The sequence below is a fragment of the Streptomyces broussonetiae genome (genome assembly GCF_009796285.1).
In the GTDB taxonomy this organism is placed as follows: Bacteria; Actinomycetota; Actinomycetes; order Streptomycetales; family Streptomycetaceae; genus Streptomyces; species Streptomyces broussonetiae.
Map to the genome: position 1 here is coordinate 7,873,632 of NZ_CP047020.1, position 26,920 is coordinate 7,900,551.

General features: G+C 69.8%; 24 protein-coding genes and 6 pseudogenes. 14 read left to right on the forward strand and 16 right to left on the reverse strand.

The window, feature by feature from the left end; all coding sequences use genetic code 11:
- Window positions 1–304: 304 nt before the first annotated feature.
- The 3 genes and pseudogenes from GQF42_RS36040 to GQF42_RS36050 form a co-directional block, all read left to right on the forward strand.
- A pseudogene (locus GQF42_RS36040) lies at window positions 305–478 on the forward strand (cytochrome P450); the annotation flags it as partial.
- 23 nt (window positions 479–501) lie between these two features.
- Complete coding sequence (locus GQF42_RS36045) at window positions 502–1,737, forward strand: NAD(P)-dependent alcohol dehydrogenase (RefSeq protein WP_158926954.1); 1,236 nt, start codon at window positions 502–504, stop codon at window positions 1,735–1,737.
- Window positions 1,738–1,788: 51 nt separating this feature from the next.
- Entirely contained in the window at window positions 1,789–2,466 is a 678-nt protein-coding gene (locus GQF42_RS36050) for an HdeD family acid-resistance protein (protein WP_158926956.1), read from the forward strand.
- Between the two features lie 267 nt (window positions 2,467–2,733).
- Here the strand turns inward: GQF42_RS36050 and mgtA are convergent, their stop codons facing one another.
- Both mgtA and GQF42_RS36060 read right to left on the reverse strand, forming a co-directional pair.
- The gene (mgtA, locus tag GQF42_RS36055) at window positions 2,734–5,460 is read right to left on the reverse strand and encodes a magnesium-translocating P-type ATPase (protein ID WP_158926958.1); all 2,727 of its coding nucleotides are present in this window, start codon (window positions 5,458–5,460) and stop codon (window positions 2,734–2,736) included.
- Between the two features lie 214 nt (window positions 5,461–5,674).
- The gene (locus tag GQF42_RS36060; RefSeq protein WP_325100378.1) at window positions 5,675–6,667 is read right to left on the reverse strand and encodes a diacylglycerol/lipid kinase family protein; all 993 of its coding nucleotides are present in this window, start codon (window positions 6,665–6,667) and stop codon (window positions 5,675–5,677) included.
- Window positions 6,668–6,935: 268 nt separating this feature from the next.
- Here GQF42_RS36060 and GQF42_RS36065 point away from each other — a divergent pair.
- Window positions 6,936–7,171, forward strand: a pseudogene (locus GQF42_RS36065) (Sua5 family C-terminal domain-containing protein); the annotation flags it as partial.
- A gap of 326 nt (window positions 7,172–7,497) precedes the next feature.
- Here the strand turns inward: GQF42_RS36065 and GQF42_RS36070 are convergent.
- Window positions 7,498–7,959: pseudogene (locus GQF42_RS36070) on the reverse strand (carbonic anhydrase); the annotation flags it as partial.
- Between the two features lie 88 nt (window positions 7,960–8,047).
- Complete coding sequence (locus GQF42_RS36075) at window positions 8,048–8,695, reverse strand: type III effector protein (protein ID WP_158926960.1); 648 nt, start codon at window positions 8,693–8,695, stop codon at window positions 8,048–8,050.
- Between the two features lie 128 nt (window positions 8,696–8,823).
- Here GQF42_RS36075 and GQF42_RS36080 point away from each other — a divergent pair, with 128 nt between their 5' ends.
- From GQF42_RS36080 to GQF42_RS36090, 3 genes are all read left to right on the forward strand, one after another.
- Entirely contained in the window at window positions 8,824–9,255 is a 432-nt protein-coding gene (locus GQF42_RS36080) for an Hsp20/alpha crystallin family protein (RefSeq protein ID WP_158926961.1), read from the forward strand.
- Window positions 9,256–9,360: 105 nt separating this feature from the next.
- Window positions 9,361–9,756 (forward strand): DUF2267 domain-containing protein, encoded by a 396-nt coding sequence (locus GQF42_RS36085; protein WP_158926962.1) that lies wholly within the window; start codon window positions 9,361–9,363, stop codon window positions 9,754–9,756.
- A gap of 75 nt (window positions 9,757–9,831) precedes the next feature.
- Complete coding sequence (locus GQF42_RS36090) at window positions 9,832–10,266, forward strand: DUF2267 domain-containing protein (protein ID WP_375997682.1); 435 nt, start codon at window positions 9,832–9,834, stop codon at window positions 10,264–10,266.
- Window positions 10,267–10,346: 80 nt separating this feature from the next.
- Here the strand turns inward: GQF42_RS36090 and GQF42_RS36095 are convergent, their stop codons facing one another.
- Window positions 10,347–10,664, reverse strand: a complete 318-nt coding sequence (locus GQF42_RS36095; protein ID WP_158926964.1) for a MerR family transcriptional regulator — start codon at window positions 10,662–10,664, stop codon at window positions 10,347–10,349.
- Between the two features lie 476 nt (window positions 10,665–11,140).
- On the opposite strand from GQF42_RS36095, the gene GQF42_RS36100 reads away from it, so the two are divergent.
- The 4 genes from GQF42_RS36100 to glgX all read left to right on the forward strand — a co-directional run bounded on the left by GQF42_RS36100 (window position 11,141) and on the right by glgX (window position 15,121).
- Window positions 11,141–11,494, forward strand: a complete 354-nt coding sequence (locus GQF42_RS36100) for a hypothetical protein (protein WP_158926965.1) — start codon at window positions 11,141–11,143, stop codon at window positions 11,492–11,494.
- A gap of 223 nt (window positions 11,495–11,717) precedes the next feature.
- Window positions 11,718–11,858 carry an STAS domain-containing protein gene (locus GQF42_RS47805; RefSeq protein ID WP_158926966.1) on the forward strand — a complete coding sequence of 47 codons (141 nt, stop codon included), beginning with the start codon at window positions 11,718–11,720 and terminating at the stop codon, window positions 11,856–11,858.
- A gap of 270 nt (window positions 11,859–12,128) precedes the next feature.
- Window positions 12,129–12,578 (forward strand): helix-turn-helix domain-containing protein, encoded by a 450-nt coding sequence (locus tag GQF42_RS36110; protein WP_158926967.1) that lies wholly within the window; start codon window positions 12,129–12,131, stop codon window positions 12,576–12,578.
- Between the two features lie 449 nt (window positions 12,579–13,027).
- Window positions 13,028–15,121, forward strand: a complete 2,094-nt coding sequence (glgX, locus tag GQF42_RS36115; RefSeq protein WP_158926968.1) for a glycogen debranching protein GlgX — start codon at window positions 13,028–13,030, stop codon at window positions 15,119–15,121.
- Between the two features lie 437 nt (window positions 15,122–15,558).
- Here the strand turns inward: glgX and GQF42_RS36120 are convergent, their stop codons facing one another.
- The 3 genes from GQF42_RS36120 to GQF42_RS36130 form a co-directional block, all read right to left on the reverse strand.
- Entirely contained in the window at window positions 15,559–16,401 is an 843-nt protein-coding gene (locus tag GQF42_RS36120) for a YihY/virulence factor BrkB family protein (protein WP_233273594.1), read from the reverse strand.
- 206 nt (window positions 16,402–16,607) lie between these two features.
- On the reverse strand, window positions 16,608–16,793 hold the full coding sequence (locus GQF42_RS36125; RefSeq protein WP_158926971.1) for a CsbD family protein: 186 nt from the start codon (window positions 16,791–16,793) through the stop codon (window positions 16,608–16,610).
- Between the two features lie 154 nt (window positions 16,794–16,947).
- Window positions 16,948–18,501 carry a bifunctional phosphatase PAP2/diacylglycerol kinase family protein gene (locus GQF42_RS36130; RefSeq protein ID WP_158926973.1) on the reverse strand — a complete coding sequence of 518 codons (1,554 nt, stop codon included), beginning with the start codon at window positions 18,499–18,501 and terminating at the stop codon, window positions 16,948–16,950.
- 202 nt (window positions 18,502–18,703) lie between these two features.
- On the opposite strand from GQF42_RS36130, the gene GQF42_RS36135 reads away from it, so the two are divergent.
- Complete coding sequence (locus tag GQF42_RS36135) at window positions 18,704–20,248, forward strand: SDR family oxidoreductase (RefSeq protein ID WP_233273595.1); 1,545 nt, start codon at window positions 18,704–18,706, stop codon at window positions 20,246–20,248.
- 298 nt (window positions 20,249–20,546) lie between these two features.
- Here the strand turns inward: GQF42_RS36135 and GQF42_RS36140 are convergent, their stop codons facing one another.
- From GQF42_RS36140 to GQF42_RS36150, 3 genes are all read right to left on the reverse strand, one after another.
- Window positions 20,547–20,699 carry a hypothetical protein gene (locus GQF42_RS36140; protein ID WP_158926975.1) on the reverse strand — a complete coding sequence of 51 codons (153 nt, stop codon included), beginning with the start codon at window positions 20,697–20,699 and terminating at the stop codon, window positions 20,547–20,549.
- A 238-nt stretch (window positions 20,700–20,937) separates the two neighbouring features.
- Window positions 20,938–21,768, reverse strand: coding sequence for a polyphosphate polymerase domain-containing protein (locus GQF42_RS36145; protein ID WP_158926977.1), 831 nt, complete (start codon window positions 21,766–21,768; stop codon window positions 20,938–20,940).
- On the reverse strand, window positions 21,765–22,397 hold the full coding sequence (locus GQF42_RS36150) for a DUF4956 domain-containing protein (RefSeq protein ID WP_158926978.1): 633 nt from the start codon (window positions 22,395–22,397) through the stop codon (window positions 21,765–21,767). The genes GQF42_RS36145 and GQF42_RS36150 overlap by 4 nt, the downstream gene beginning before the upstream one ends.
- Before the next feature lie 789 nt (window positions 22,398–23,186).
- Here GQF42_RS36150 and GQF42_RS47810 point away from each other — a divergent pair.
- Together GQF42_RS47810 and GQF42_RS47815 are read left to right on the forward strand one after the other, a co-directional pair.
- Window positions 23,187–23,291 (forward strand): annotated as a pseudogene (locus GQF42_RS47810) (hypothetical protein); the annotation flags it as partial.
- A gap of 119 nt (window positions 23,292–23,410) precedes the next feature.
- Window positions 23,411–23,590, forward strand: a complete 180-nt coding sequence (locus tag GQF42_RS47815; RefSeq protein WP_407699537.1) for a BTAD domain-containing putative transcriptional regulator — start codon at window positions 23,411–23,413, stop codon at window positions 23,588–23,590.
- Here the strand turns inward: GQF42_RS47815 and GQF42_RS36165 are convergent, their stop codons facing one another.
- The 5 genes and pseudogenes from GQF42_RS36165 to GQF42_RS36180 form a co-directional block, all read right to left on the reverse strand.
- Window positions 23,591–24,019 (reverse strand): thioredoxin family protein, encoded by a 429-nt coding sequence (locus GQF42_RS36165; RefSeq protein WP_158926700.1) that lies wholly within the window; start codon window positions 24,017–24,019, stop codon window positions 23,591–23,593.
- Window positions 24,020–24,026: 7 nt separating this feature from the next.
- A complete protein-coding gene (locus GQF42_RS36170; protein ID WP_158926980.1) occupies window positions 24,027–24,476 on the reverse strand; it encodes a DUF4395 domain-containing protein in 450 nt (149 codons plus the stop codon).
- A gap of 625 nt (window positions 24,477–25,101) precedes the next feature.
- Window positions 25,102–25,542: pseudogene (locus tag GQF42_RS36175) on the reverse strand (SAM-dependent methyltransferase); the annotation flags it as partial.
- Window positions 25,499–25,762: pseudogene (locus GQF42_RS46325) on the reverse strand (site-specific integrase); the annotation flags it as partial. The pseudogenes GQF42_RS46325 and GQF42_RS36175, both read right to left, overlap by 44 nt.
- Window positions 25,763–26,018: 256 nt before the next feature.
- On the reverse strand, window positions 26,019–26,834 hold the full coding sequence (locus GQF42_RS36180) for an NAD(P)H-binding protein (protein WP_158926982.1): 816 nt from the start codon (window positions 26,832–26,834) through the stop codon (window positions 26,019–26,021).
- Window positions 26,835–26,920: the final 86 nt, after the last annotated feature.

The following is a 26,920-nucleotide window of genomic DNA, read 5'->3' on the forward strand; positions in this document are numbered from 1 at the left end:
GGCCCTGGCGGGCACCGCCGCTTCATCCGACCAACTGATGCGGGCAGACGGGTCCGCTCTTCCGTCATTCGAGCGCGTCCTGGAGCGGTCCGCAAACCCACGCCATCCAGAGCACGTGCTGGGGGTGCTGATCGGCCTTTGTCGCTCCTCCTCTGCATCGTGCTCGCCATGTGTCCCGCCCTCGGAAGACAGCGGCCTCGAAGTCCCGGCCGGGCAGTCAGGGCGTAGGCCAGGTGCGTCACCCCCTCGCTCTACCAGAGGCTGTCTGGCGGGGAAGTGGATGTCGCGGCGGTTCAAGGCAGATCACTTCTGCTTCGGCGCTCCGCTTGCGCGGCTCGAGGTCCAGGTCGCGGTCGGTGAGTTCGTCCGCCGGGTGCAGAATCCCCGGCTGGTCGAGGACCCGCCGCCGTACCGGCACAACCAGATCTTCCGCGGCCCGCGGCACGTCCTGGTCGACATCGACGGCATCCGCGACTGAGCGCGTGTGTGTGAGGGATCGCTATGCGGGCTTTCCAACTGGTCGGGTGGCGGCATCCGCCGGAGCTGCGCGAGGTGCCGGTTCCCGAGCCCGGGCCGGGGCAGGTGCTGGTGAAGGTCGCGGGTGCCGGTGCGTGCCACTCCGATCTGCACATCATGGAGGCACCCGGGCCGCCACCCGGCTTCACACATCTGCCTTTCACGCTCGGCCACGAGAACGCGGGATGGGTGCAACGGCTGGGGCCCGGTGTTACCGGGTTCGCGCCCGGGGACCCTGTGATCGTCTATGGCTCCTGGGGCTGCGGGGTGTGCGCCAACTGCCGCCAGGGCCGGGAGAACTACTGCCAGAACCTCGGCGGTCAGGGCCCCGGCCTTGGAGGCGGTCACGACGGCGGCATGGCCGAGTACCTGCTGGTCCCGGCGCCGCGGTACCTGATTCCGCTCGGTACCCTTGACCCCCGCCGGGCCGCCCCGCTCAGCGACGCCGGACTGACCAGCTATCACGCCGTCAAACGGTCGCTGCACCTGCTGGGACCGGGGTCGACCGCGGTCGTGATCGGGGCGGGCGGTCTGGGTCAGATGACCATCCAGATTCTGCGCGCGCTGAGCGCGGCGACCACCGTAGTCGCCGTGGGCACCGACGCCGGCAAACTGGAAACCGCCAAGCGCATGGGAGCCGACGAGGCACTGCTCTCGGGCGACGAGGCGATCGCGCGCATCAAGGACCTCACGGCGCAGCAGGGCGCACAGCTCGTGCTGGACATGGTCGGAATAGACCCGACGCTGCGGATGGCTGCTCAGGTGGCCAGGGTGCTCGGCCACCTGACCATCGTCGGCCTCGGCGGCGGAGCCCTGCCCGTCGACTTCTCCAGCCCGCCGCACGAGTGCTCGGTCGCCTCGCCCTACTGGGGCACCCTCCCCGAACTGATGGAAGTGATCACCCTCGCCCAGCAGGAAAAGATCAGGATGCTGGTCGAGCACTTCCCATTGGAACGCGCCGGCGAGGCGTACCAGCTCCTGCACGACGGCAAGATCCAAGGGCGCGCCGTCATCACCCCGAGGCATGAGTCCGACGTGTCAACCCGAACGGGACAGCGGGACATGTGCTGTGGCGGCTGGCGCGGGGCGGCCCGGGGAACTCCCATCCTGAGTTCCCGCCGAGGGGCTGTCCGGATGAGTAGCCGGAGGAGCTTGTGCGTGGAATACCTCGTGCGCCACACCCCGCCCTCTCCAGCGAGCAACATAAGGCTGATCGGGTGACGATGGAATGGACGGATGTGACGACGCTGCTCCGAGAAGGAGGCAGGTGCCATGACAGCTCCTTCACAATCCTCCGGCCCCGTTTCCCCACACGGCACCGGGCCGCACGAGGGCCCCATGGCCGCAGGCATGGCCGCACTGGCGAACCTGGGCTGGCAGATCCTGCTCACCATGGGCCTCGCCACCATCGCCCTGGGCGTCATCGCCCTGGCCTGGCCGGGCGAGACCCTCCGCGTCGTCGGCGTGCTCTTCGGCGTCTACCTGCTTGCCACCGGTGTCTTCCAACTCGCCGCCGCCTTCGGCACCCACGTCCCCCGGCATCTTCGCGTACTGCACTTCATCACCGGCGCGGCCTCCATCCTGCTGGGACTGATCTGCTTCAAGGGCACCCTCGAGTCGATCTTTCTGCTCGCCCTGTGGATCGGCTTCAGCTGGCTCCTGCGGGGCACCCTGGAGACGGTTGCCGCAGCCTCCGATCAGACCATGCCGGGGCGCGGCTGGCACGTGGCCTTCGGCATCATCGGCACTATGGCCGGCATCGTGATGATCATCATGCCGTTCGCATCCATCGCGACACTCACACTGGTGGTGGGCGTCATGGCCATAGTTCTGGGCCTGACCGAGGTGGTCCGCGCCATCAGGACACGCGTCGAGATCGGCCAGCTCGCTCCCGGCACGGCCACCCAGCGGCGTCCTCTGTTCCACGCACGTGCGCACCCCCAGCACTGATCGGCCGGCGGGGGCGTTCTCGGGTATCGGCTCATCAGGGCCGCACTCACGTACCGCCCGAGTCAGAGGAGTGGAGAAGTCGTCCACGATGTGACCACCACGGCGGCGACATCGGAGCTGCGCGGATCAGGGACCGAGCGCGCTGGGCCTTCCTGCTCGGGCTGCCGGCTCAAGGAGCCACTCAAAGACAGACTGCTGCGGCCGTAGAAGCCCGACCGGCTGGAAAATGCCGAGTCGCACGGCGGACGGATGCGGGATTCCGGCGGATCAGGCAGATGGGGTCCGAGGAACGGGGGAGTGGGGAGACACGGTCGTGCCCGTCGGGTGCGGACCCTTCACCGGCGGACGGCGGAGGGCTTGCCGGTGCGGCAGGCGGGTGACGGTGCTGAACCGTGCTGCGCGGCGGCGCAAATGCCGGTGGCCGGGAGCGGGTTCGGGGCGACCCCGTGGGCCCGTGGTCCGGTAGAAGATCCGTTTGCCGAGTTCGACGAGGAGCAGGTAGACGACGACCATGACGGCTACCGCGGCGAAGAAGGCGGTCGGTAGGGGCTGGAAGCCGAGGACGTCGGCCAGGGGAGTGGCCGGCAGGGCGGCGCCGAGCGCGACGACTCCCAGCACGGTCAGCGTCAGAGGCAGGCTGGGGCGACTGCGCCAGAACGGAATACGACGGGTGCGGATGGCGAAGATCACCAGGGTCTGTGTGGCGAGGGACTCCACGAACCAGCCGGTGTGGAACTGGGCGGCGTCGGCGTGGAAGACGCCCAGCATCACGGCGAAGGTGACGAAGTCGAACAGCGAACTGATCGGCCCGAAACAGATCATGAACCGCCGGATGAAGGCAATGTCCCAGTGCGCGGGCCGCCGCACCTGCTCCTCGTCGACCTCGTCGGTGGGGATGGCGAGCTGACTGGTGTCGTACAACAGGTTGTTGAGCAGGATCTGGGACGGCAGCATCGGCAGGAAGGGCAGGAACAACGAGGCTCCGGCCGCACTGAACATGTTGCCGAAATTGCTGGACGTGCCCATCAGGACGTATTTGATGGTGTTGGCGAAGATCCGCCGCCCCTCGGCGACCCCGTCCGCCAGAACCCCGAGGTCCTTCTCCAGCAGGATCACGTCGGCTGCGTCCTTGGCCACGTCGGTGGCCGAGTCCACCGAGACGCCCACGTCGGCGGCGTGCAGCGCGAGGGCGTCGTTGACGCCGTCGCCGAGGAAGGCGACGTCGCCACCGGTCTTCCGCTGGATCCGCACGATGCGAGCCTTGTGCTCGGGGCTGACCCGGGCGAAGACAGTTGTGTCGCGGATGGCGGCGGTGAGCCGCTCGTCGTCCATGGCGTCCAGGTCGGTCCCGGTCAGCATGGCGGCGTCGGTCAGCCCCAGGTCCTGGCAGACCTTGGCGGCGACCGTGGGGTTGTCCCCGGTGACGATCTTCGTCGTGATACCGAGCGCGTCCAGCTGCCCCAGAGCCTCGGCCGCGTCGGGTTTGGGCGGGTCGAGGAAGACCAGCAGACCGGCCAGACGGAGGTCCCGCTCGTCGGCGGCACTGAGTGCGGTGGCCAGGTGGGCGGGCCGGGTCGCCACCGCGACGACTCGGTTCCCGGCGGCGAACTCCGCGTCCAGCGCCTCGCGGACCGGCTTGGGGACCTCCGTGCAGCGTTCCAGTACCGTCTCCGGAGCGCCCTTGGTGACGAGCAGGGTGTCACCGGCGGGATCGGTGACGGTGACGGAGACCATCCGCCGCTCATGGTCGAAGGGCAGGACGCCGGTCCGGTTCCAGCCGCTGAGCACCGGACGCTGGGCGGCGGCGGCCGGTGAGTCCCACAGGGCGTCGTCGAGGGGGTTTCCGCCCACCGGCCTGCCTTGGCCGTCCACGTCCGATTCGGTGCACAGCAGTCCCCGGTGCAGAACTTCCTCCGCCGAGGTGCCGGGGACGGGTACGGCTCGCATGAAGTCAATGCGGCCCTGGGTGAGGGTTCCGGTCTTGTCGGTGAACAGCACATCGACGTCACCGAGGTCCTCGATGCACACCAGCCGCTTGACCAGTACCTTGCGCCGGCTCATGCGCCGGGAGCCGGCGGCGAGGCTGGTGGAGACGACCGCGGGCAGCAGTTGCGGGGTGATGCCGACCGCGATGGCAAGGGAGAACAGCAGGGCGTCGATCAGCGGCTTGTGCAGTGCGACGTTGATGATGAAGATCGACGTGGTCAGTGCCCCGGCGACGTAGACCAGGAACATGGAGAAGCGGCGCAGTCCCACCTGGAACTCGGTCTCCAGCTGATGTCCGCTCAGGCCGGCGGCGATCTTCCCGAACTCGGCCTCGGCGCCGGTGGCGACCACGACACCGCGGCCACTTCCGGAGTGCACCACCGTGCCCATCAGGGCGCAGCCGGACAGGTCCGCCAGCGCCGTGCCGGCCGGCACGGCAGCGGTGTCCTTCGCGACCGGCAACGACTCGCCGGTGAGCACCGACTCGCTGCACTCGAGCCCAGCTGTCTGAAGCAGCCGCAGATCCGCCGGCACGATGTCGCCGAGCCGCAGCTCGACCACATCACCGGGGACCAGGGTGCTGACCTCCACCTCCTGTGGTCGTCCGTCGCGCAGCACGACCACGCGGTGCCGGATCTTCGCGTGCAGCGACTGGGCGGTCTTCTCCGCCCGGAACTCGTTGACGAAACCAAGGCCGACGGAGAGCGCGACGATCACCGCGATGATCACGGCGTCGCTGCGCTCCCCGACGAAGTACGACACTACGGCCGCGGCCAGGAGCAGGCCGAGCAGCGGGGACCGCAGCTGATGCCACAGCACCAGCCACGCCCGAGCTCGGTGTGAGTGGACGGCGTTCGGGCCCCAGCGCTTCAGCCGTCGTGCTGCCTCCTCCGACGACAGGCCGCCTTCCGGCACCTGGAGATCACGGAGTACCTGCGCGGTGGGCAGGGCGGCCGCCGAGACGGCACGCCCCCCGGCCATCGGCCTCGCCCCGACAGTGGTCACCATCAGCGCCCACCGCCCGGGCGTCTGCGCCTCCACACAGGCGAACACGTCCGCGCACGGCCGGACGAACGTCCGGCAGCGCTGAGCGGACGGGGGGACGGGCCCGCACACGGATCACCTGACAGCGGCCTCACCATCTCACCTTCCACCTTTGGCCGCCGCGCCCCAATGGGCCTTTGGGCCCTGTCTCCGCTGCCCACTGTGCGGCCTGCTTCGGTCAAGCGGTGTGATGGCCATGAGACCGCCCGACGAGTGAGGCCGCCCGCTGGACGACGGCCCATCCCGGCGGTCGCCATCCGGTGGGCGCGACGCCCGGCCGATGGCGGGGAACCCATACCCGAAGCGTCCGGGGACTGATCCGGCACCGCACGGGAGCGCGCAGGGTGACGGCTTCGCCGTCCAGCCCGACGGGGACGACCGGGGGGTCGGCGTGAATGACGACGTCGTCGGGTGTCGCCAGACGGGTCAGTCCCTGCATCTGCCCGCTTCGCAGCCTGGCGGCCGTCTCTGCGGGCGTCTCCGCCCTGGCGGCCAGTACTCCCAGGAGTCCGGAGTCGAGCTGCGCACGCCTGTCGAGCCCGGCCGGGTCATCGATCTGGTAGGGGTTGTTGCTCACCAGTACGGCGTCCGGCCGGTCCACGGTGAGCAGCCCTGTGCGTACCACCAGCTCCGGACCCTGGTGGCGGGCCAGGAATTCCGGGAGGATCCGTACCATCGTGCCGATCTTGTCCTCCCGGTAGGCGGGGTCCTGCACCAGGGCGGCGTACGCTCCGAACGACACGTTGTTGACGAATGCCCGCTCGCCTGCGTACCCGAGGTCCACGCGCAGCTCGACGCCGTCCCTGAGTGCCTCCAGCGCGGCCGAAGGGTCCTCACGGTCCAGACCGAGATCCATCGCGAAGTGGTTGCGGGTACCCGCCGGAACGACGACGAAGGGCAGGCCGCTTTCCGCGGCCACCTCGGCGACGAGTGCCTGTGTGCCGTCTCCACCCGCCACCCCGAGCAGATCCGCACCGTCGTCCACGGCGCGTCGCGCGACAGCCGCCAGGTCCTGGGGCAGGGAATGATCGATCAGGAAAACCTGCGCTCCGAACGCACGGGCGCGTTCTGCGATCCGGAACCGGCTCGCCTTCCCTCCCCCTGAACGCGGGTTCACGATCAGATAGGGCCGACGCGCGCCGGTCGCCGGTCGCGACGCGTTCTCAGTCACGGCATGTACCGGCAAGCCGCATGCACCAGCCCGGCGCACATCACAGGCGACAGCAGGGCTGCCCCGATCACATCCGCATCCGACGGCGCCGTCCCCCACCGGGCCGACGCTCCGGCGATCCCACGTGTGGCCACCGCCACCATGACACTTCCTTCGACAGTTGCGGCCTACGGCACCAGCTTGCTGTGTGGCCTGAGCATCCGCACCTGGGACGTGCCTGGTCGACCCGCCACCCCCGTCAAGTCCACCGTGCACGGACCGATCCCCGGGGCACCAGGTGGGCGTATTCCTTCCCCCGACCTTCGCCGGCACTGCGGTGAAGGCGCACGCTTTGGTGAGGGTCCCCAGCTCTCTCGCGCCTACGCGCGCGGGCTGTACGGGTTCCTGCGCGAACTCGACCAGCAGGGATGGGACATCGTCGCCTCCCTGCCGACGGAGGAGGGACTGGGACTGGCGATCGTCAACCGGCTTCGCCGCGCCGCGGGGCCACGGTCCACCGCGTGACCGGCGCCGGGCGCCGTGCTCTCACTGCTCTTGGAGACGGGCCGGGGCGGGTTGGGGACGGGTTCGGCTGAGCAGCCACCGTTCTGGCAGGCCGGGCACAGCTCGCGCCGCCTGTGGTCGGTGACGACCGTTCCTCGTCCCCGGCACACTTCGCAGCCCGCAGCCCGCAGCCCGCAGCCCGCAGCCCGCAGCCCGCAGCCCGCGGCCCACGCCAGATCAGGGCGGGGGACGGTGCTGGGCGCGTGCCTCATCCGACGCATACAGGCGTGTCCTGCGGCCGCGGCACATCACTCTGGGCAGCCGCGGCGCGGCTCTGGCCGGGGTGGTCAGGACGCGGTGGGGACCGCCACGTCGAGGCCGCGAGCTGCGACGAGCTCTGCACTGCCGTCGGCTAGGCGGTAGCACAGGCCCACCACGGCGGCCTGGTCGACGGCGACCTTCTCGGCGAGGACTCGGGAGCGGTCCAGCAGCAGGTCGACGGTGTGCCTTATGTGTTTGGCCAGGACCTCCTGCGGCTCGACGCGCCCGGCGGCCCGTGCGGCCAGCACGCTGGGGGCCACCCGCTCCACGACGTCCCGGACGTATCCGGCCGGTGTCATGCCGTCCTCCAGAGCGGCGCAGGCCGCGCCGACCGCGCCGCACGAGTCGTGCCCGAGGACTACGACCAGCGGGCAGCCCAGCACGTCCACGCCGAACTCGATGCTGCCCAGCACCTCCGGGCCCATGACGTGGCCAGCAGTGCGCACCACGAACAGGTCGCCCAGGCCGCGGTCAAAGATGATCTCCGTCCGCGCCGTGCCCGGACATCCTGACAGCGCATCCCGGCAGCAGATCCCTCTGAGCGCCGACAGCTGTACCGGTCAAGGAAGCACCGACTCAGTCGGAGGCGGCGGAGCTGGTGTCGGTGAGGGCGTCGAGTCGGGCGGCGAGGTCGGGGTGGAGATGTGTCAGGTAGGGGCGAGTGGCGTTCAGGGGGCTGACGAGGGCGGCGGGATCGTCCTGGGCGAGGGCCGTGTCGAGCTGGCTGACGGGGCCGCGGGCGGCGGCGGGGAGTTGGGTGAGGGCGGTGATCTGGCCGGCGATGCGGCGCAGGTCGGCGGCGTTGTTTCGGGCCCAGGCGGTGAGGGCGCGGTCGGCGGCGCGGCGTTCGCGGGTCGCCTGGACGCGTTGTTCGCCGGTGGTGCCGGTGGGGCCGGGCCGGCCTCGCAGGTAGCGGCGTTCGGCGGCCTGGCGGCTGGCGACGCCGAGCGGGTGGGCGAGGTCGGCCCAGCTGGCGCCCGCGGCGCGGGCTGTTTCGATCAGGCCGTTCTCCCAGCCGGCGAGCTGCTCGCGAACCTGCCGCAGCAGCAGCAGCGAGGCCAGGGCCTGCTCCGGGTCGGGGCCGGTATCAGGGGCCTCGGAGGTCTCTTGCCGGGCAGCGTGCAGAGCGTCGTCTATGGCGTGCAAGGCCGCGTCGGCGGCGAGGAACGAGGCCGGGCTGCGGCCGTCGGTGCTGGAAGAGGCCGGGTGGTCGGCTGCTGCCATGGGCACCTCCTTCAAGCGTGTCGTCCGTTCGATGACATCGTGTTTGTCATCCATTGGATGACATGTTACAACGGTTTCAGTGAAGCGCATTGGCAGCAACTGCCCGAACCTTCTGGAGGTGTTTCACGATGTTGATGCGCACCGACCCCTTCCGTGAACTCGACCGGCTGGCTCAGCAGATGATGGGTCCGGGCACCTGGTCGCGGCCGTCCGCGATGGCGATGGACGCCTACCGCGAGGGTGACGAGTACGTGGTGGCCTTCGACCTGCCGGGCGTCAGCTCCGAGGCGATCGACATCGACGTCGAGCGGAACATGCTGACCGTCAAGGCCGAGCGCCGGCCGGTGGCGAAGGGCGACGACGTGCAGATGGAGCTGTCCGAGCGGCCGCTGGGTGTCTTCTCCCGCCAGATCGTGCTGGCCGACACCCTCGACACCGAGCACATCACGGCCGACTACGACGCCGGGGTGCTCACCCTGCGCATCCCGATCGCCGAGCGTGCCAAGCCCCGCAAGATCTCCATCGGCGTCGGATCCGGCCGCAAGGAGATCTCCGGCTGATCGGCAGGTGACAGGGGCCGATCAGCAGCGGAGGGCGGGCATCTCCCCCTCACCCGCCCTCCGCACCCACCGGAGCACAGAAGCCGAAGAAGGGCGGCGGCGGACGTGACCCTGCGAATCGAAGCGTTCCTCGGCCAAGTCAAGGAACGCGGCGAGTACGAAAGTGATCAGGAAGCAGAACGCGCGGCCCGCGTGGTCCTCGCCCTGCTCGGCGCACACCTGGTCGGCGAGGTACGCGCCCAGTTGGCGGCGCGCCTGCCGGAGGCCTTCGCCCTGATCCTGCTCAATCCGCTGCAAAGCGCCGAACCGCTGCCGCCGGAGCGGTTCGTGCGGGCGACGGCGGCCTGGATCGAGGGGGCCACCGAGCAGACCGCGGCCTGGGACGTCAGTGCCGTCCTCAGCACGGTCGCCGACGCTGCCGGTGACTACCTCCTCACGCAGATCCTGCTTCAGCTCCCCGCAGGCTACGACCTGCTCTTCGGCCGCCCCCAGCCCACCTGACCACCCCACTCCCGGGGTCCGCGCAATCCGCGCGGACACCGGCACCCCAGCGAGAGAAAGGCAACCACCGCAGTGATGTCCGACCGGCGTGCACCGCTTGAGCACCTGCCCGTGATGACGTTCGAGCAGATGCTGGACAAGGTCCGCTACGAAGGCGCCTACCCCACCCGGGAACAGGCCGAGGAAGCCGTGCGTCTCGTCGTTTCCGGACTCGGACGCCAGCTGACCGGCGAGGAACGCGTCGAACTGGCCGCCCGCCTGCCCTGGGAGGCCGCACGCATCCTCGCCGAACAGATCCCCGACCCCCAGCCGCTGACCGGATGGGCCTTCGTCAAGGACCTCGCTGCCCGCAGCGGCGCCAGCCTGGCCACCACCCGCTGGGACACCGGATCCGTCCTCGCCGCCGTCGCCGCCTCGGCCGGCCCCGAACTGCTCACTCGCATCCTGCGCCAACTCCCCACCGGCTACGCGCTGTTGTTCGGCCGCGCCGAACTCACCCAGGCAGCCTGAACGCGCGCCTCGAAGTCATGATGCCGGTCGGCTTCCCTCGCCGGCGGTCAGTGTTGTCCGCCTGCCGACCGGCGTTGTGATCAGGCCGTGGTCTTCGGCCGTGACTCGCCGCTCTGAGCGCGCAGTTGCTCGTTGATGCGCCGGGCTACTTCGAGCTGGTCTTCGAGGATGACGATGCGGCAGGCGGCCTCAACGGGAGTGCCCTGGTCGACGAGTTCGCGGGCACGGGCGGCGATGCGCAACTGGTAGCGGGAATAGCGACGGTGCCCGCCTTCGGAGCGCAGCGGGGTGATCAGGCGGTGTTCGCCCAGGGTGCGGAGGAAGGCGGGGGTGGTGCCGAGCATCTCGGCGGCCCGGGCGCCAGTACCGGCGCCCGGGCCCCGAGCTTTCAACACCATCTACCGGCAACCCGTGCCGGACTTCTGTGTCCGCAGGTTCCGCCTGGGAGGGCGGGGCTGCGGGGATCGCGATGCGTGACCGGGGACCACCTTCCAATCCGGGGCCTGCGGTACCCGGGCGGACTTTTTCCTCGCCCGGGCGATCCTGATGGCGCTCTGCTCCTTACCTTCGGTTACTTGGCTGTACTGCTGGATACCGCGGGTACTGCCCGCGACCCCTGAGGGCCGCGTCCTGCTTGACCTGCATGCACGGCAGTTCGTGTCTGCCGTACCCTCAACGACTTCCGGGGTTCGGCAAAACGGTAACCCCGTGACGGGTCAAGGTCTACTATGGCCACGACAGATTTTCTTGCAGGTCCATGCGCGGAATTCTACTCCAGGTACACCTTGAAGAGTGCTGCCATGGGTTGAACCCCGCCGGGCGGGCACACGCTGAGCCTTGCGGCACAACCGATCCCGGGGCGAGGTGACAGCACATGACCGACACCGAGACGACACCCACGCACGCCCCCGGGGTCCCCGAGGTCGTGGAAGGCGACAGCCCCGTCAATACCGGCCCCGTCGACGTCCAGTACATCGACCCGGACGGCGCCCGGGACGACTTCCGCCACATGTGGGGTGCCGACTGGCTTCAGCGGCTCAGCCGCTACGACGGGCGGCGCAGCCACTCGCCCAGTGGGCCGCACGAGTCGTCGCACCCCCGCACCCCGCTCGCCAACGCGGCCCGGCGGACAGCCGGCAACCTCGCTGCCCCGACTGCTTCCCCCACCTGGGCGACGGTGGCTTCGGCCAGAACCTCTGTCACCGCCATCGTCGCCCACTGGCCATGATGCCGATCCAGATCCACAACCCCGGCGAATGCTTCGTACGGCCCCTGCGGCGACACCGAAGGTGGCGTCGGGTGAGCGGATCGATGGCCACCACGGTGCAGGTGCCAGCCACCAGGTCGATGTTCGTGCGGTCTCGCAAAGCGCCGTCCAGGTAGCGGCGGTCGTCGACGGCGACGTATCGGCCCGACATTTCGAACCGAGTTCTTGAGCCCCGTGACTTCCGATGAACGGTTCATTCGTGCCGGACCTTTCCGGTGTCCCATTCTGTGATTCGGCGGGGCCGAATTCCCTTCTGGCGGCCCGTCGACATGCGCGTGAAACCGGTACGAGGTTGGCGCTCACCAGGGTGCAGACGCAGCTATGACAGCTTCTGAAGCTCACCGGCGTCGACAGGATTCTTGACGCCTGCGACGCTGCGGAAGATGCCGTGTCCGACCTTCCGGGGCGCGCCAACGGAAATTCGGGGAAGGAGAGAAATATCGGCACTGAAGACCGCATCACCCGGATGACCGAGCAATTCTACATATTATTTACTTCCTGTCCCAGCTCACAGCCTTTTCGAACGCAGAGACGGGGCTGACGACCCGTCGGGTGGGTAAGCGCGTACCCAACGGCATCGAGGAAGGGGAAAGCCATGTCAGTGGAACCCGAGCGCGCCGAAGCGAGTCCTGCTGCGGAACACGTTGCCGAAACCATGATCAAGTTGTGGCAGCAGGCCCGTGAGGACGTCGCCCCCACGGTTTCCGAGGAGCAGATGCGCATTCTGCTCGCCCTGGGTACCGAGTCAACCGATCCTGCCCGGATTGCCGGGGACCTGTGTGTCAGCGCCTCGTGGGTGACCCGATTGCTGGACCACTTGGTTCAGCGCACGCTGGTACGGCGCCTACCGTCCGGCGAGTTCTCTCTCACTGGCGCCGGAAAGGGTGTGCTCGAAGCGACACGTCAGCGCCGCCGGCAACTTCTGGAACAGACACTGGTGACCGCTGCACCACCAGACCGCCCGGTATTGCGGGACACGTTCAACCAGCTGTACGGGGTTGTGTGCCCCTTGACGCTGGTGCCGCGTAGCCGCTCGCCGCTCTGAGCAACGGGGCCCGATCAAGACGGCGTCGGCAGTGGCCTGCACGACAGCATGGTGCTGAGGAATGCGCCGTCCTGACTCGCGGCTCCGAGACGCCTCTGTCCGCCCGGAGGGCGCTTCGTGCAGTTCCCGGTCCGCCGGGACTGCCCCGGAGAGCTTGCGGGCAGCAGCCCGAGCGCACTGAAACAGCTGTTGCCCGGGCGTGTCACCCTCCCGCTGGAGAGCAGCCTCCGCCATTGAGGCGAGTCCCTTGGACGTACGTCAACGATGTGCTGCGACGTCATACACGTCATCCCTTGGTCGTACAGGGCACGCACCGCGCATGCTCACCGGTTACGTGGGCAAAAGGGAACGAACAAGGCGGGGCTGCCCTGCCCACTATCCGCGTTGGGGAGGGGCGTGACGTGCGTATCTGGCAGGAAAGCACCGAGGTAGGCCCGCGACCGGGACAGATGTCGCCCTTGGGCGCGGCCTTCGACGGTGCCGGGACGAACTTCGCCGTGTTCTCCGAAGTGGCGCAGCACGTGGAGCTGTGTCTGTTCGATGAGGACGGCGCCGAGGAGCGCGTCACTCTCAAGGAGGTGGACGGCTTCGTCCACCACATCTACTTGCCGGACGTCGGCCCGGGACGGCGCTACGGGTTCCGCGTCCATGGACCGTACCGGCCCGAGCGCGGTGAGCGCTGCAACCCGGGCAAGCTGCTGCTCGACCCTTACGCCAGGGCGATCGAGGGTGAGGTCGAGTGGAACGAGGCGCTGTTCCCCTACCACTTCGACGCTCCGGGTCGGCGCAACGACCTGGACTCCGCGCCGTACGCACCGAAGTCGGTGGTGGTGAACCCCTTCTTCGACTGGGGCAGTGACCACCCGCCGCGGACCCCGTATCACGAGACCGTCATCTACGAGGCCCACGTGAAGGGCATGACGAAGACCCACCCGGCGATACCGGAGCCGATGCGCGGCACGTACGCCGCACTGGCGCACCCGGCCATGCTCGACTACTTCGTCAAACTGGGTGTCACCGCAGTCGAGTTGATGCCGGTCCACCAGTTCGTCCAGGACCACGCGTTGGCGGAGCGGAGGCTGTCGAACTACTGGGGGTACAACACCATCGGTTTCTTCGCCCCGCACAACGCCTACTGCTCGTCGGGGCAGCGGGGCGAGCAGGTGCAGGAGTTCCGGTCGATGGTCAAGGCCCTGCACGAGGCGGGCATCGAGGTCATCCTCGATGTCGTCTACAACCACACCGCCGAGGGAAACCACCTCGGGCCCGTTCTGTCGCTCCGTGGACTGGACAACGCGGCGTACTACCGCCTGTCTCAGGAGGATCCGCGCTTCTACTGGGACACCACCGGCACGGGCAACAGCCTGCGGATGAACCACCCACATACCCTGCAGCTGATCATGGACTCGCTTAGGTACTGGGTGACCGAGATGCACGTTGACGGCTTCCGCTTCGACCTGGCCGCCACCCTGGCTCGCCAGTTCCACGAGGTGGACCGGCTTTCGTCGTTCTTCGACCTCGTCCAGCAGGATCCGGTCATCTCCCAGGTGAAACTCATCGCCGAGCCCTGGGACGTCGGCGACGGCGGCTACCAGATCGGCAACTTCCCACCGCTGTGGACGGAGTGGAACGGCAAGTACCGCGACACGGTACGCGACTTCTGGCGGGGTGAGGGCGGCACACTCGGCGAGTTCGCCTCCCGCCTCACCGGCTCCTCCGACCTGTACCAGAACGACGGCCGCCGGCCCTACGCCTCGGTCAACTTCGTCACTGCACACGACGGCTTCACCCTGCGCGACCTCGTCTCGTACAACGGCAAGCACAACGAGGCCAACGGCGAGGACAACCGCGACGGCGAGAACCACAACCGCTCATGGAACTGCGGCGCCGAAGGCCCCACCCGTGATCGCGTCATCCTCGCGCTCCGCGCTCGTCAGCAGCGCAACCTCCTCGCCACCCTGCTCCTCTCCCAGGGCGTGCCGATGCTGCTGCACGGCGACGAACTCGGCCGTACCCAGCACGGCAACAACAACGCCTACTGCCAGGACACCGAGCTGACCTGGATCGACTGGCCGAACGTCGCCGAAGGCAGCGAACTGCTCGACTTCACCCGCACACTGATCGCCCTGCGCCGCGAGCACCCCGTCTTCCGCCGACGACGCTTCTTCAGGGGACGGGCAGCGCACGTATCCGGCGAGGCGGTGAAGGACATCACCTGGTTCACCCTCACCGGGCGCGAGATGACCGACACCGACTGGGACACCGGCTTCGCCAGGTCCCTGATGGTCCATCTCAACGGCAAGGCCATCACGGAACCCGACCTGCGGGGCCTGCGCGTGGAGGACGACTCGTTCCTCTTGCTCTTCAACGCCCACAGCCAGGCCCTCGGCTTCACCGTTCCCGAAGGGCTCGATCCGTGGTGGGCGGTGGAGGTGGACACCGCCATCCCGTACACCGAGTATCGGCCGCTGATCAAGGGCGGCAGCGAGGTGGAGGTCGAGGCCCGCTCCATGCTCGTCCTCCGGGCTCACCAGGACGGTTGAACTCGACTCACGTGGACCCGCGGCCGTCGCTCCGGGTCCGGCTCGGCGCGGCGCAGCACCTCGCGGGTGACCGTGGCCACCTGACCGTCGCCGAAGACCAGGAAAGCGAGAGACGCCGTTCAGGCTCGAACGCAATGCGGCCCGGAGATGAAGCTGGCGGAACAGTGTCCGATCGGACTCGAGGCCCGTGTGCCCAAGCTCCGGATCCCGGTCGCGAGCAGCCCAAGCCTCGCAAGATCACCATCAGCGGTGGAAGCCACCACAAGAGACTCAACAGCTGAAACCGGAGCCGATCCCTTCGCAGGTCACTTCCAGGGCGCAGGCAGATGCCCGGGGCCTGCCGCATCCCGCACCGATGCCTCGTTCGATGGACCGCTGGTGACTACTGCCATAGGGACAGGATGGTGCAACCCGGCGCACCTTCATGAAGTAGACGATCAGCTGGGAGGCTGTGGGGTCGGCGACGCTGAGGCAGTAATCGCCGTCGACCGATGCCGGGCGGGTTTCGCCAGCTCTACGTTGAACTGAGCACCGATCAAGAGGGCCAGGTTGGACAGCCACAGCCAGATGAGGAAGACCACCACGCCCGCCAGCGAACCGTACAGACGGTGGTAAGTGCTCACGTGCGAGGCGTAGAGGGTGAAGCCGAGGGAGATGGTCAGCAGAAGCACGATCGCCAGCCCACCACCCGGCGCCATGTTCCGCACCCGTCTCGAGGGAGCGGGACCTGACCGGTAGAGCACCAGGACGAGGGCAACCGCCACCGCAGCCAGAACGGGCCAGCGCAGCGCGTCCCACGCGGTCTGAGGCACGGTGCCCAGATTGAAGGCCCGGCCCAGGCGCCTGGCCAGGCTCCCGCTCACCAACAGCGCGAGAGTCGTGGTGAGCAGCAGGCTGATCAGTACGATCGCAGTGATGATGATGCGCGGGGCGGTGCGCCAAACTGGCCGGTGTGCGTTGGCGTGGTGGATCGCGTGCAGGGCCCTGCGGAAGACACTCAGATAGCTGCAGCCCGACCACAACGCCCCCACGGCGCCGAAGAAGACCAGCATCCATGCCGCGGAAGACTGTTCGGCCATCTGTAGAAGAGCACCGCGCAGCAGCCCGCGGGAGGTGACCGGGACGACCCCCGTCACCCGGTCGATCACCTCAGGCGTCGTAGCGGGCATGGTCAGCCCCAGAACCGAGAGAATCACCAACAGGACGGGGAACAGGGCGAGGACGGCGTAGTAGGTCAGAGCGGCGGCCCAGTCGGTGACGTCATCGTTCCAGACCGCCACCGGTGTGCGGCACAGCGCCGCCCACCACTCTTGCTTACGACCGTCAGTATCATCCATGACCGTCTACTCCCCACAGGAATGACTGGGCACCCTCACAACTGCCTCGCCGGTCCGCTGCCGCGCACGACTCCGCTGTCGAACCGGGGCAGCGCGGAAGGCGGGCCGCAGCTCGATGAGCCATGACCCGCCTTCGTCAGAAATGCAACTCAGTCCCCGAAGAGGTCCTTCGCCGCGTCCTTGGCTTTCTCGCCGGCCTGTTTGACGTCGCCTTCGACCTGGTCGGCCTTGCCTTCTGCGTGCAGGCGTTCGTCGCCGACCGCCTTGCCGAGTGCTTCCTTCGACTTGCCCTTTATCTTGTCGCCGGCGTTGTCGGCCTTGTCCGCAGTGCTCATCGAAACCGTCCTCCTCAGCCTGCGCTCCTCGCGGTCCCAACTCCTCTACCCGCGTCGCCTCATGTGATGTCCGCTCCGCGCCCGGACCACCGACGCTGCCTCCCCACCGACGACGCGCCGGTAACAGACGTACCACGGCTTCCACCCCCCACCGTCAGGGCGCCTCGGGCAGCGGGCGGTAGACGGTCAGTGCGCTCGGCGCCTTGTCCAGCAGCAGTTCGGGCGGGGCCGGGGCGGTCTCACCGTCGTAGGCCAGATGGGAGGCGCCGTCCAGGCCGGTGACGCGCAGGCGCTTGACGCGCCGTGCCGACAGCACGGGGGAGCGGCGCAGGGTGCCGGACAGGGCGGCGGCGACCAGGCGCAGCCGGGCCAGGCGTCCGGCCCGTACGACCCGGACGTCGAGGAGGCCATCGGCCAGGTCGTGGCGGCGTACCGGTGCCAGGCCCAGGCCACGGTAGGTGCAGTTGCCGGCGAACAACAGCCAGATCTGACGCCGCCGCCCGTCGAACTCGGCCTCCACCGGACGCGCGGTACCCAGCACGTGCAGCACCGCGAGCGCGCCCGCGGCCACGCTGCCCAGCCGCGGCGACCACTTCTCCCGCACTCTGACCAGGTCGGTGTAGGCACCGATGCTGAAGGTGTTGACGAAGTAGGCCTCGTGCCCGTGCGGCCCCGGCCGGAACCGGGCCACGTCCACGCTCACCGCGTGTCCGCCGGTGACGGCCTCGGCCGTGTCCTCGACCGAGTGCAGGTCGAGGTCGTAGGCGAAGTGGTTCAGCGTCCCGCCGGGCAGGACCGCCAGCGGCAGCCCGTGCCGTACGGCCGCGGTGACGGCCGCGTTCACCGTGCCGTCGCCGCCGATCACCCCCAGCGCGGTGGCGCGTCCGGCGGCCTGGTCGAACAGCTCCTCCAGCGAAGCGTCCGGCTTCGCGGTGACGAACTCCGCCTCCGGCAGTGCGGCGCGTGCCTGCCGCAGCGCCTCGCCCCCGGTGCCTGCCGCGCTGTTGGCCACGACCACCAGTCCGCGTCCGGCGGGCAGAGCCGGTGCCTCGGCGCGCGGTCGGGCCTGCGGGCCCAACTGCTCCCTGGTAGGCGCAATGCCGCGCACGGCGTACGCCGCGCCCACTCCGAGGGCCGCCCCCGCGAGCACGTCGCCGGGGTAGTGGACCCCGGTGTAGATGCGGGAGAAGGCCACCGACCAGGCCAGTGGGGCCAGGGCAAGGCCCCAGCGGCGGGACTCCAGGCCGGCGCCGACGGCGAAGGCGGCGGCCGAGGCGGCATGGCCGGAGGGGAATGAGGTGGTGAAGGGGAGGCGGGCGAGGTGCCGCACCGCCGGTACCCGATCCAGCGGTGGACGGGGGCGCCGCGCAGACCGTTTGGCGAGGGTGTTCACGGTGGCCGAGGCCACGGCCAGTGACGCGACGGCGCGGACGGCGGCCCGTCGCCGAGGCCGCCCGCCCAGCGTGGCCATTCCGGCCGCGACACCGAACCACAGCAGCCCGTGGTCGGCGCTGCGGCTCAGCCGGGGGAGCACCTTCTCGGCGAGGGGCCAGTGGCGGGCGGCGACCTCCTCGAAGACGCGCCGGTCGGCACGGGCCAGCAGTGCCCGGACCGGGCCGTGGGAGGAGTCGGCCCCGCCCCGCGCAGCGGGCGGCCGCGTGAGCAGGGTGAGCAGCGTGCGTGCGGTGTACTGAGGACGGGACGCCATGCGATCAACGTGCCCGCTGGATGCGGAGTGATGCCATGGGCCGGCCCGGTCGTTCCGGTCGGTCCTCTCGCCCGGCGGTGCCCGCAGCCGCTGACGTCACCCGATCAGCGTGAGTACGAGCCGCGTTCCGCTGGACGACCAACACTGTAGAAGTCCGGGAAAGCAAGGTGCGGCGCACGAGCGAGGAGCAGGGACGGTACCGGTGGCGGACGAGGCGACCACGACGACCGGCGACGGGGCGACGAATCACGAGCCACTGACCTGTCTGGTGACCGGTGCGAGCGGCTACATCGGCGGGCGGCTCGTGCCCGAGCTGCTGCACGCCGGGTACCGGGTGCGCTGCCTGGCGCGCACACCGCGCAAGCTGCGCGACCATCCGTGGGCCGACCGGGTGGAGGTCGTCCGGGGCGACGTCCTCGACGCCGCGTCGGTGGCACGGGCGATGGACGGCGTGGACGTGGCCTACTACCTGGTGCACGCCCTCGGCACCGGCCGCGACTTCGAACGGACCGACCGTGACGCGGCCCGCGTCTTCGGCGAGCAGGCCCGTCGGGCCCACGTCCGCCGCCTCGTCTACCTCGGCGGACTGACCCCGGAAGGGGTTCCGGAGCCGGATCTGTCTGCCCACCTGCGTTCCCGTGCCGAGGTGGGCCGCATCCTGCTCGACTCGGGTGTGCCGACCGCCGTCCTGCGCGCCGCCGTCATCATCGGTTCCGGCTCGGCCAGTTTCGAGATGCTGCGCTACCTCACCGAGCGGCTGCCCGTGATGGTCACCCCGCGCTGGGTGCACACCCGTATCCAGCCCATCGCCGTGCGGGACGTCCTGCGCGTCCTGGTGGGCTGCTCCCGTCTGCCCGCCGACGTCAGCCGTGCCTTCGACATCGGCGGCCCGGAGGTGCTGACCTACCGGGAGATGATGCAGCGGTACGCCGCCGTCGCCGGACTGCCCCGGCGGCTCATCATGCCCGTACCCGTGCTCACACCCCGACTGTCAAGTCACTGGGTCGGCCTGGTGACGCCGGTGCCCGCCTCGATCGCCCGCCCGCTCACGGAGTCCCTGCGCCACGAAGTGGTCTGCCGGGAGAGGGACATCGAGCGGTACCTGCCCAGTCCGCCCGGCCATCCGCTCGGCTTCGACCAAGCGGTCACCCTCGCGTTGCAGCGCGTCCGCGAAGCCCAGGTCGCCACACGCTGGTCCTCGGCCTCCGTGCCCGGCGCCCCCAGCGACCCACTGCCGACCGACCCGGACTGGGCAGGCGGCAGCCTGTACACCGACGTCCGCGAACGCGAGGCGGACGTGGCGCCGGAGGCACTGTGGCAGGTCATCGAGGGCATCGGCGGCGAGAACGGCTGGTACTCCCTTCCGCTGGCCTGGGCCGCGCGCGGCTGGCTCGACCGCCTAGTCGGCGGCGTCGGCCTGCGCCGGGGCCGGCGGGATGCCCGACGGCTGCGGGCCGGTGACTCGCTCGACTTCTGGCGGGTCGAGGAGATCGAACGCGGCCGGCTGCTGCGGCTGCGCGCCGAGATGCGGCTACCCGGCCTGGCCTGGCTGGAGATGCGAGTGGACGGCAACGGCAGTGGCCCTGTCCGCTACCGGCAGCGGGCGCTGTTCCACCCCCGCGGCCTGCTGGGCCATCTGTACTGGTGGAGTATCAAGCCCCTCCACGCTGTCGTCTTCGGAGGCATGTCCCGCAACATCGTCCGCGCCGCCGCCCGCGTCCAGCACGACCACCCCCCACACCGCTGAGCCGGCCACGACACTTGTCGCGTCCGCAACGCCCTCAGCGACGCACTGTGGCGCGGCGAGGCCGGCAACCCCCTGCCGCCCATCGGACCCTCCACCGCCGGGCAGAGTCATCGCGGTTCACCTCCGCGAAACGGCGGCATTCGGGTCATCTCCGTGCTGCGGGCATCCGTGACGGCCCGCGAATCGGGCCGGCCGACGAGACCGGCTGGTGTGGCGATAATTGATGGTGTCTCTCAGTACGCTGGAAGACTTCTCGGACCCACTGGCGGATTCAGAATGGCCGAGCCGGGGACTGGCCCTACTGCAGCGGTTGGCCTGCCGGGCCGCTGTCCCACGGCTCGATCCCAGCAGCCCCGACCAGCAGGCTGGCCCAGGGCAGGACTCGCCAGATGCCTTCGGCATCGCGGTCGGCTATCACGACACCGGTGGTGTCCAGCTTGCGTTTCCTCACGTCCTGGACGGTGAGGCCGACTGCGCAGGCGGCGAGCCAGACTCGGATCGCCACGCCGTCCGCACATCGAAATGCGCCGCGCCTCTCGCCGGGGCCGGCCATGCCACACCGGGCGCGCCCACGAGCGAAGATCCGCGCGGCGGGGCCCCGGTGTCGGCCGGGAAGACGCACATCGCCTCCCGGCCGCAGGGCTGTCCCGGCGGCGGGCCCGTCATGCCACCGGGCTTTCACCGGCCGTTCAACACTCCGGCTCCGGGGCCACCTCACCGAAAGCACGGCGGGCGGCGCGGCGCCACCGGCAGGCGGGGAGCGCGGGTCGCAGTGCGGCGTAGGCGCTGCAGTACTTGGTGAAGATGGCGGGGCGTATCCCGTGGGCGTGCAACAGGCGGTCCGCCTCGGTGAGATGCCCGGTGGTCTTGATCTCGACGAGAACGAGGTCGTCCGTGCACCGCACGGTGCGCCCAGTGCGCATGTCGTCGCAGACCAGTGCCGCGTCGCAGGTGATGCGCTCGCCGTCGGCCACGAAGGTGGCGCGAATGTAGTCGGTGCACAGGGACGGTTCGAGGGCTGCCGGGGCGTCGATGCCGTACGCGGTGCGCAGGGTGTCGGCGAGGAACCCCCGGCAGTCGGGGTCGAGCGGGGTGGCCGCTCCGGTCAACGGACGGCGGCGTTTGACGGTGTCACCGCGCGGCCCCTTGACCTTGATCTCGAACTGCCGCTCACCCGTGTCCGTGTAGACCCGCTCCCGGATCTTGAAGCGGAGCCGGCGGCCCTGCCGGTGGTCGTGGAAGGAGCGGAGCTCGGGGGTGTCGTAGTAGACGGAGTGGTAGCGGAAGGCACGTCGGCCGTCTATGGCGAGGGCGCGGAAGGGGCCGCCGGGCCGGTGCGGGTCGGTGAGCCGGCCGACGATGCGCAGGAAGGTGTCCGCGGGCACCAGGTAGCTGTGGTCGAAACGCGCGAGGAGAGCGGCCCGTTCGTTGAGCTCGTCGAGCGAGATCGGGCCGGCGCCGTGGGCGGCGTCGCCGATGGCGCGGACCGCAGCGGCGGAGCGGACCGATGCGGTGGTCATGCGCTTTCCCAGGTGGGCGTGGTCCGGTGGGCGGGTCCGGCGGCGGGCACGGGGCCCCGGCCGGCCGGGGCCGCTGTGCTCTCGCGATAGCGGACGTCGACGACGGTGAGGTCCCGGACGAAGTCGACTTCCATGACCGTCCAGTGGAGGGGCTCACCCAGGCGCCGTGCGAGGTCGGCGCGGAGCGCGGCCGGGTCCTCGTGGACGGTGTCGAGAGTGACGACGGCGCGCCGGGTGTCGGCCAGGAGGCGGGGGCTGTCGGCCGCCCAGACGATGAGGAGCAGGGTGGCGCAGAGCCCGCCGGTGAGCGCGAACGGCAGCCTCGGCAGTCCGCAGAGCAGGCCGAGGACAAGGGTGGTGAAGTAGTAGGCGACTTCTTCGTGCTGCACGGCGTCGGAGCGGAGTCGCACGATCGAGAGCACGCCGAAGAGGCCGAAGCCCAGGGCCGCCCCGCCGCTGCGCACCTCGGCGAGGGCGGTGACGACGGTGAAGAGGCCGGTGTTCAGGGCGAGATAGGCCGGCACGAGGTCGCGCCGACGGTGGCGCGGATAGTAGATGGCGAAGGTCAGCACGCCGACGGCGGCGAGGTCGAGCCCGAGGTGGGCAGCGAGATGCCGTAACGACTCCATGACTGCACTCCCTGTAAGTACCGAGGCCGGAGGGCCCCGAAAAGCCGGAACGAGAGACAGACGGTAGGTGAACGCATGGCGAACATGTATTCGCTTGTGGAGAAACGATGCGCCTCCTTGATGGCCTTCGGCCCCAACTGACCGGAAGCGAACACCTCCTGTCGCGTTCGCCCCTCTTGCCGACCGCCTTCGACGCTCCACTGCCGGGCAGGGGAAGCCAACGAAGGTGCAGTGTCTCGCCGCCGGACTCGCAACCCGCAGCCCCTCACGCGACGCATGGCTCATCGGTCGGCGGCCGGGGGAATCAGCGTCAGCGGCCGCGCGGAAAGCCTCAGTGGTCCCTGGCCGGAACGACGGCACGCCCGGCGGGACAGTCGCCGATGGGCTCAACCGTGTTCGCCGGCGGTACCGGAGGCGAAGCCGCGGCCGCGACGCCGGCCGACGCAGGAGGCACTGGAGGAGGCGGCACCGAAGGAGGCGGAATAGGGCCAAGCATCGTGCGGACCGGTACCAGACCGCCGAAGGGATGCGCGATGCTGTCGAGAAGGTACTGGCAGGCCGTGCCACGGCGGTCTTCCCGGCGCTGCCGGTTCTGCCTGTGACGGTTCGGCACGCCCAGCAACCGCTGCCCCGGGGTCTGCGGAAAGAGCGTCCTGTGCCCCGGCTGCGCATCCGCCGGCCACTCCAGGCGATGTGTCACTGACGGCCGCCGTGTGCACCTACATGATGACCGGGTCCCGCGCTCCTGCTCGTTCCCCGGTGGGGGCACCCTCGCTGATCGGCGAGACGATGAGCGAAGCCCGGGCGAGTGCCCAGGCCGTCGGCGTACGCATCCCGCCCATCCGGTACCGGGTGTGCCGTCGTCCCGGCACGCCCGTCGGCCGGGTATGTGAGCAGACGCCCTCGCCCGGCAGCCAGGTGCCACGTAACGCCATCCTGCGGGTCACCCTGTCTCCCGGCACACCTCACGTGACCGGGACGCCGTCCTGGCACTGCTGGAACACCTGGGCGCCATCCACCCCGACCACGAACGCCTCGCCCAGCACGCCATCCGCCTCTACCAGGGCTCCGGGCGCAACGACGCGGCCCGCCACGCCTACACCCGCCTGGCAAGACACCTCAGCGATCTCGGCCTCGAACCCGAGCCGGCCACCCAGGCTCTCATCACAGCCCGGACCCGTCAGACCCGGTGATCAGCCCGCCGTAGCCAGTTCCACCGCCGACACCACATCGGCGCGGCTCGGCGCCCCGGAGGCGCGGAGCACGACGCGACCGGCGCGGTCGAGGACGAGCACCGTCGGCGTGCGCATCACCTCGACGCGGCGGACCAGGTCGAGCCGCGTCTCGGCGTCGATCTCCACAAGACGCACGCCAGGTGTCTGGGCGGCCACACCGGCCAGCAGTCGCCGGGTGCCGGGGCAGGTCGAGCACAGGGCCGTCGAGAACTGCACCAGCGTCGCCCGCTCGCCAAGTGCCCCACCCAGCTCACCGGAGGACAACCGCAGCGCGTCACCCCGGCCACCGTCGCGCAGCCTGCCATCGCGACGGGCACGGACCAGCCCGAACGCCGTCGCGGCCGCCAGCACGACGGCGGCCACGATCAACCCGGTCGGATCGCTCACGGCCGCCTCACCCGTGGCTCAGCCGGGCCCGGCCGCGGACCGCGAGCAGGTAGAACTCGCAGCCCAGGCAGTAGCCGAAGGCGGCGTTCAGGAAGGCCGCCGCGAGTGCCGCCGCGCTCGCGGCGATGCCGAGCCAGGCGACACCGGACAGGTAACCCGCCGCCCCGGCAACCGCGAAGCCCAGGCCGACCGCCTGCGCGAACCGCGGCGGCCGCTCGTCCTCCAGTTCTTGCGGCGGCCCGAGACGGGGACGTACCAGCCGGCGGTAGAGCCAGCCGTACGGGGACCGGCGCAGCCCCAGAACCGCGCCAAGGGCGAAGACGACGGCCTGCGCCGCGAGCAGCACGCCGCTGCCGCTGACCAGGACGAGAAGCAGAACGAGGGTCGTGAGCACGGCGGCAAAGCGCGGCCCGCGTGGATCAACGCGGACAGGCACACCAGGGGTGCGGTCGGACATGAAGGACTCCGGGACGGTAGGGACGGATTGTGGCGAAGGGGGCGCGCGGTCAGCGACACGCGGCGGACCACACCCGACCGAAGTCGATGTGCGCCCTGATCACCAGGAACGTCGCGGAGAACATGCCGTTATTGCAGCAGTCACCCCCGCCGCGGTCAATCACCGCCCACCTGCCGGACACATGGGCGGACCACCCGGGGGCGGATGGAACGGACCGGAGAACACCGGGTTGAGCTGGACTCGTCCGGGAGCAGGTGATGGGGTCCGCCCCGTCGTATCCGGTGTCGCATCCGCCGTCGTTTCTGCGTGCACACTTGGACACGACTCCCGCCTCGCCCCGAACTCGCAGGCCAGGGACCCGGCGAGCCACCGGCCGGCGAGGGCGACTGTATATCGGTGCAGCAAGGCATCCCGATCTCCACCGGCCCGCCGGCGCGGCTCCCTCCCCGTATGCCGGCACACCTCTCAACTCACCTCATGGCCGGGAAACTTGTTGGTCATTTCCTCTGTTTCGTGTCATTTCCTACCTCCACCAGACTCAGCCCCGGGACTGGCCGGCCCCTACCACGAGGCGGCCTTCAGACGCCGGTGCAGGCACCCCTGCCCAGTCCAGGCCAGACGTTGCGGCGATCTTCGCGCTCCCTGCTTGGTACATGCCCAACGGACGTCGCGCCGGCTGATTGCGGAACGGGGAGTCGGGCGCCCCCCGACGGTAAGCAGCCGCGAACGGCTCGGCCACCTCGGCAGGCGACTCGAATACGCGCCCGAAGATCGGCAGGCGTCCGTTCGGACGTACCTGGGCCGCCTTCACGGCGCCGGCGACGGGGTCTGCCCAGTGCTACGACCGTGCGGCGATCAATGCGTCGAGCGCTCCGGCCGGCTCCCAGGCTTCGAAGGTCGCCACCTCGGCCTGCAGGCCGCGGGCTTGTGCGAAGACGGCCATTCGCGCATCTGGCTCGACGTCGAGCACGGCGCAGCCGGCGTGGAGCCCGCAACGGTCCGCGCCGAAAAAGGGGGCCGCAGCGTCGGCTGCCGCCGGGCGCGAGCAGGCTGGTGTGCCCGGCGATCGCATCATGGGGGCTTGAAGCAGAGGCGGACATTCTCCGCTTTCTTGAGCCGGGACTCGACCGCCGGCATCAGCTCGAACGCGGCCGGCTCGCCCAGATGCGTCAGCCCGGAGTGGCGCCATTCGTGCAGGTACCAGCCGGTGCCGGGCCGCCCGGGGCGGTGTGCTGGTCCAGCAGCGCGCGGGCTTGCCCGTAGAGCAGACGGGCCAGGCCGGTGTCACCGAGCCCACCACGGCGAATGCATGGTGACCGCCGCCGCCATGGTCACGATTGCACTCGCCCAGTTTGTCGGCGAACGCTCGCCCTCCCTGTCGCCGCCGCTGTGTGCAGCAGTCCCGTACAGCGAACGGGTGTGTCAATTTAACTAGACACCCCCGACCTCGGCTACCAGGGGGCTGGACCGACTCCGCCTCCGACCGGGTGGCCACCGCCAGCCGCTGGTACGACCCTGCGGGGCTGCGGTGAACCATCCGTGTCAGCTGGCGTCGCGGCGCATCGCGGCCGCGGTGTCCGTGGCGACGGTGAGCGGGTCGGTGAGCGGTCGGCCGAGTAGTTGGGCGAGGTCGGGGCTGGTGGTGCTGAGGAACCCGTGGCGGACGCTGGTCGCGATCGAGGCGAGCATCGGCGGCTGGAACGGCAGCAGCGTGTCATCAGCGAGGAGTTGGGCCCGGTACTCCCCGAGCCCAATGGTCCGGTGCGCGACTCCGAGGGATTCGGCGATGCCGACAGCGGTGATCGGTTCGCCGACCAGGTCATAGGTCTTGTCGGCGTGCGCGGTCGGATTGCTGGCCACGACGGCTGCGGCCGCGGCCAGGTCCGCCCGCGCCACAGCGGCGAGCGCTCCGTCGCCGAAAGCCGATTCCACACCGTCAGCGGTCCAGGTCAGGAGCGCCCCGAAGAGTTCGGCGTAGAGCCCATTGCGCAGGACCGTCCACCCAAGTCCACTGGACTTGATCAGCTGCTCGGTGGCCCGATGGGCGAGGGCGAAGCCAAGGTGGTCACCGTGGCCAGCCAGGCTGGTGTACACCACGTGGCTCACGCCGTTGCGCACCGCAGCGTCTACAGCTGCCTGGTGCCGGGTGATGACCTGGTCGTCCTCGGCGTACCCCGCCGGGACGAGGACCAGCGTGGAAACGCCGGTGAGGTTGAGGCTCGTGGGGTCGTCGAAGTCGAGTCGCCGCTGCCCTTCTGCGGGCGATCGAGTGCCGCCCAGGGCGGGCACGTGGCGCTCAGCCAACTCCTGGAGCGTGAGAGAGGCGAGCCGCCCGTTCGCGCCGGTCACCATGATCATTGTGATTCTGTCTCCTGCCGTGGTTCTCTTCAGTAACTACAGTGAGATCTTCAACCGGCCCAGGTCGCCCCACAAGGAGGCAGTTT

Coding starts and splice junctions, on each gene's coding strand:
- GQF42_RS36045 (WP_158926954.1), top strand. CDS start 502: ATGCGGGCTTTCCAACTGGTCGGGTGGCGGCATCCGCCGGAGCTGCGC.
- GQF42_RS36050 (WP_158926956.1), top strand. CDS start 1,789: ATGACAGCTCCTTCACAATCCTCCGGCCCCGTTTCCCCACACGGCACC.
- mgtA (WP_158926958.1), bottom strand. CDS start 5,460: ATGGTGACCACTGTCGGGGCGAGGCCGATGGCCGGGGGGCGTGCCGTC.
- GQF42_RS36075 (WP_158926960.1), bottom strand. CDS start 8,695: ATGGCAGCAGCCGACCACCCGGCCTCTTCCAGCACCGACGGCCGCAGC.
- GQF42_RS36080 (WP_158926961.1), top strand. CDS start 8,824: ATGTTGATGCGCACCGACCCCTTCCGTGAACTCGACCGGCTGGCTCAG.
- GQF42_RS36090 (WP_375997682.1), top strand. CDS start 9,832: ATGTCCGACCGGCGTGCACCGCTTGAGCACCTGCCCGTGATGACGTTC.
- GQF42_RS36095 (WP_158926964.1), bottom strand. CDS start 10,664: ATGGTGTTGAAAGCTCGGGGCCCGGGCGCCGGTACTGGCGCCCGGGCC.
- GQF42_RS36100 (WP_158926965.1), top strand. CDS start 11,141: ATGACCGACACCGAGACGACACCCACGCACGCCCCCGGGGTCCCCGAG.
- GQF42_RS47805 (WP_158926966.1), top strand. CDS start 11,718: ATGAACGGTTCATTCGTGCCGGACCTTTCCGGTGTCCCATTCTGTGAT.
- GQF42_RS36110 (WP_158926967.1), top strand. CDS start 12,129: ATGTCAGTGGAACCCGAGCGCGCCGAAGCGAGTCCTGCTGCGGAACAC.
- glgX (WP_158926968.1), top strand. CDS start 13,028: ATGTCGCCCTTGGGCGCGGCCTTCGACGGTGCCGGGACGAACTTCGCC.
- GQF42_RS36125 (WP_158926971.1), bottom strand. CDS start 16,793: ATGAGCACTGCGGACAAGGCCGACAACGCCGGCGACAAGATAAAGGGC.
- GQF42_RS36130 (WP_158926973.1), bottom strand. CDS start 18,501: ATGGCGTCCCGTCCTCAGTACACCGCACGCACGCTGCTCACCCTGCTC.
- GQF42_RS36145 (WP_158926977.1), bottom strand. CDS start 21,768: ATGACCACCGCATCGGTCCGCTCCGCCGCTGCGGTCCGCGCCATCGGC.
- GQF42_RS36150 (WP_158926978.1), bottom strand. CDS start 22,397: ATGGAGTCGTTACGGCATCTCGCTGCCCACCTCGGGCTCGACCTCGCC.
- GQF42_RS36170 (WP_158926980.1), bottom strand. CDS start 24,476: ATGTCCGACCGCACCCCTGGTGTGCCTGTCCGCGTTGATCCACGCGGG.
- GQF42_RS36180 (WP_158926982.1), bottom strand. CDS start 26,834: ATGATCATGGTGACCGGCGCGAACGGGCGGCTCGCCTCTCTCACGCTC.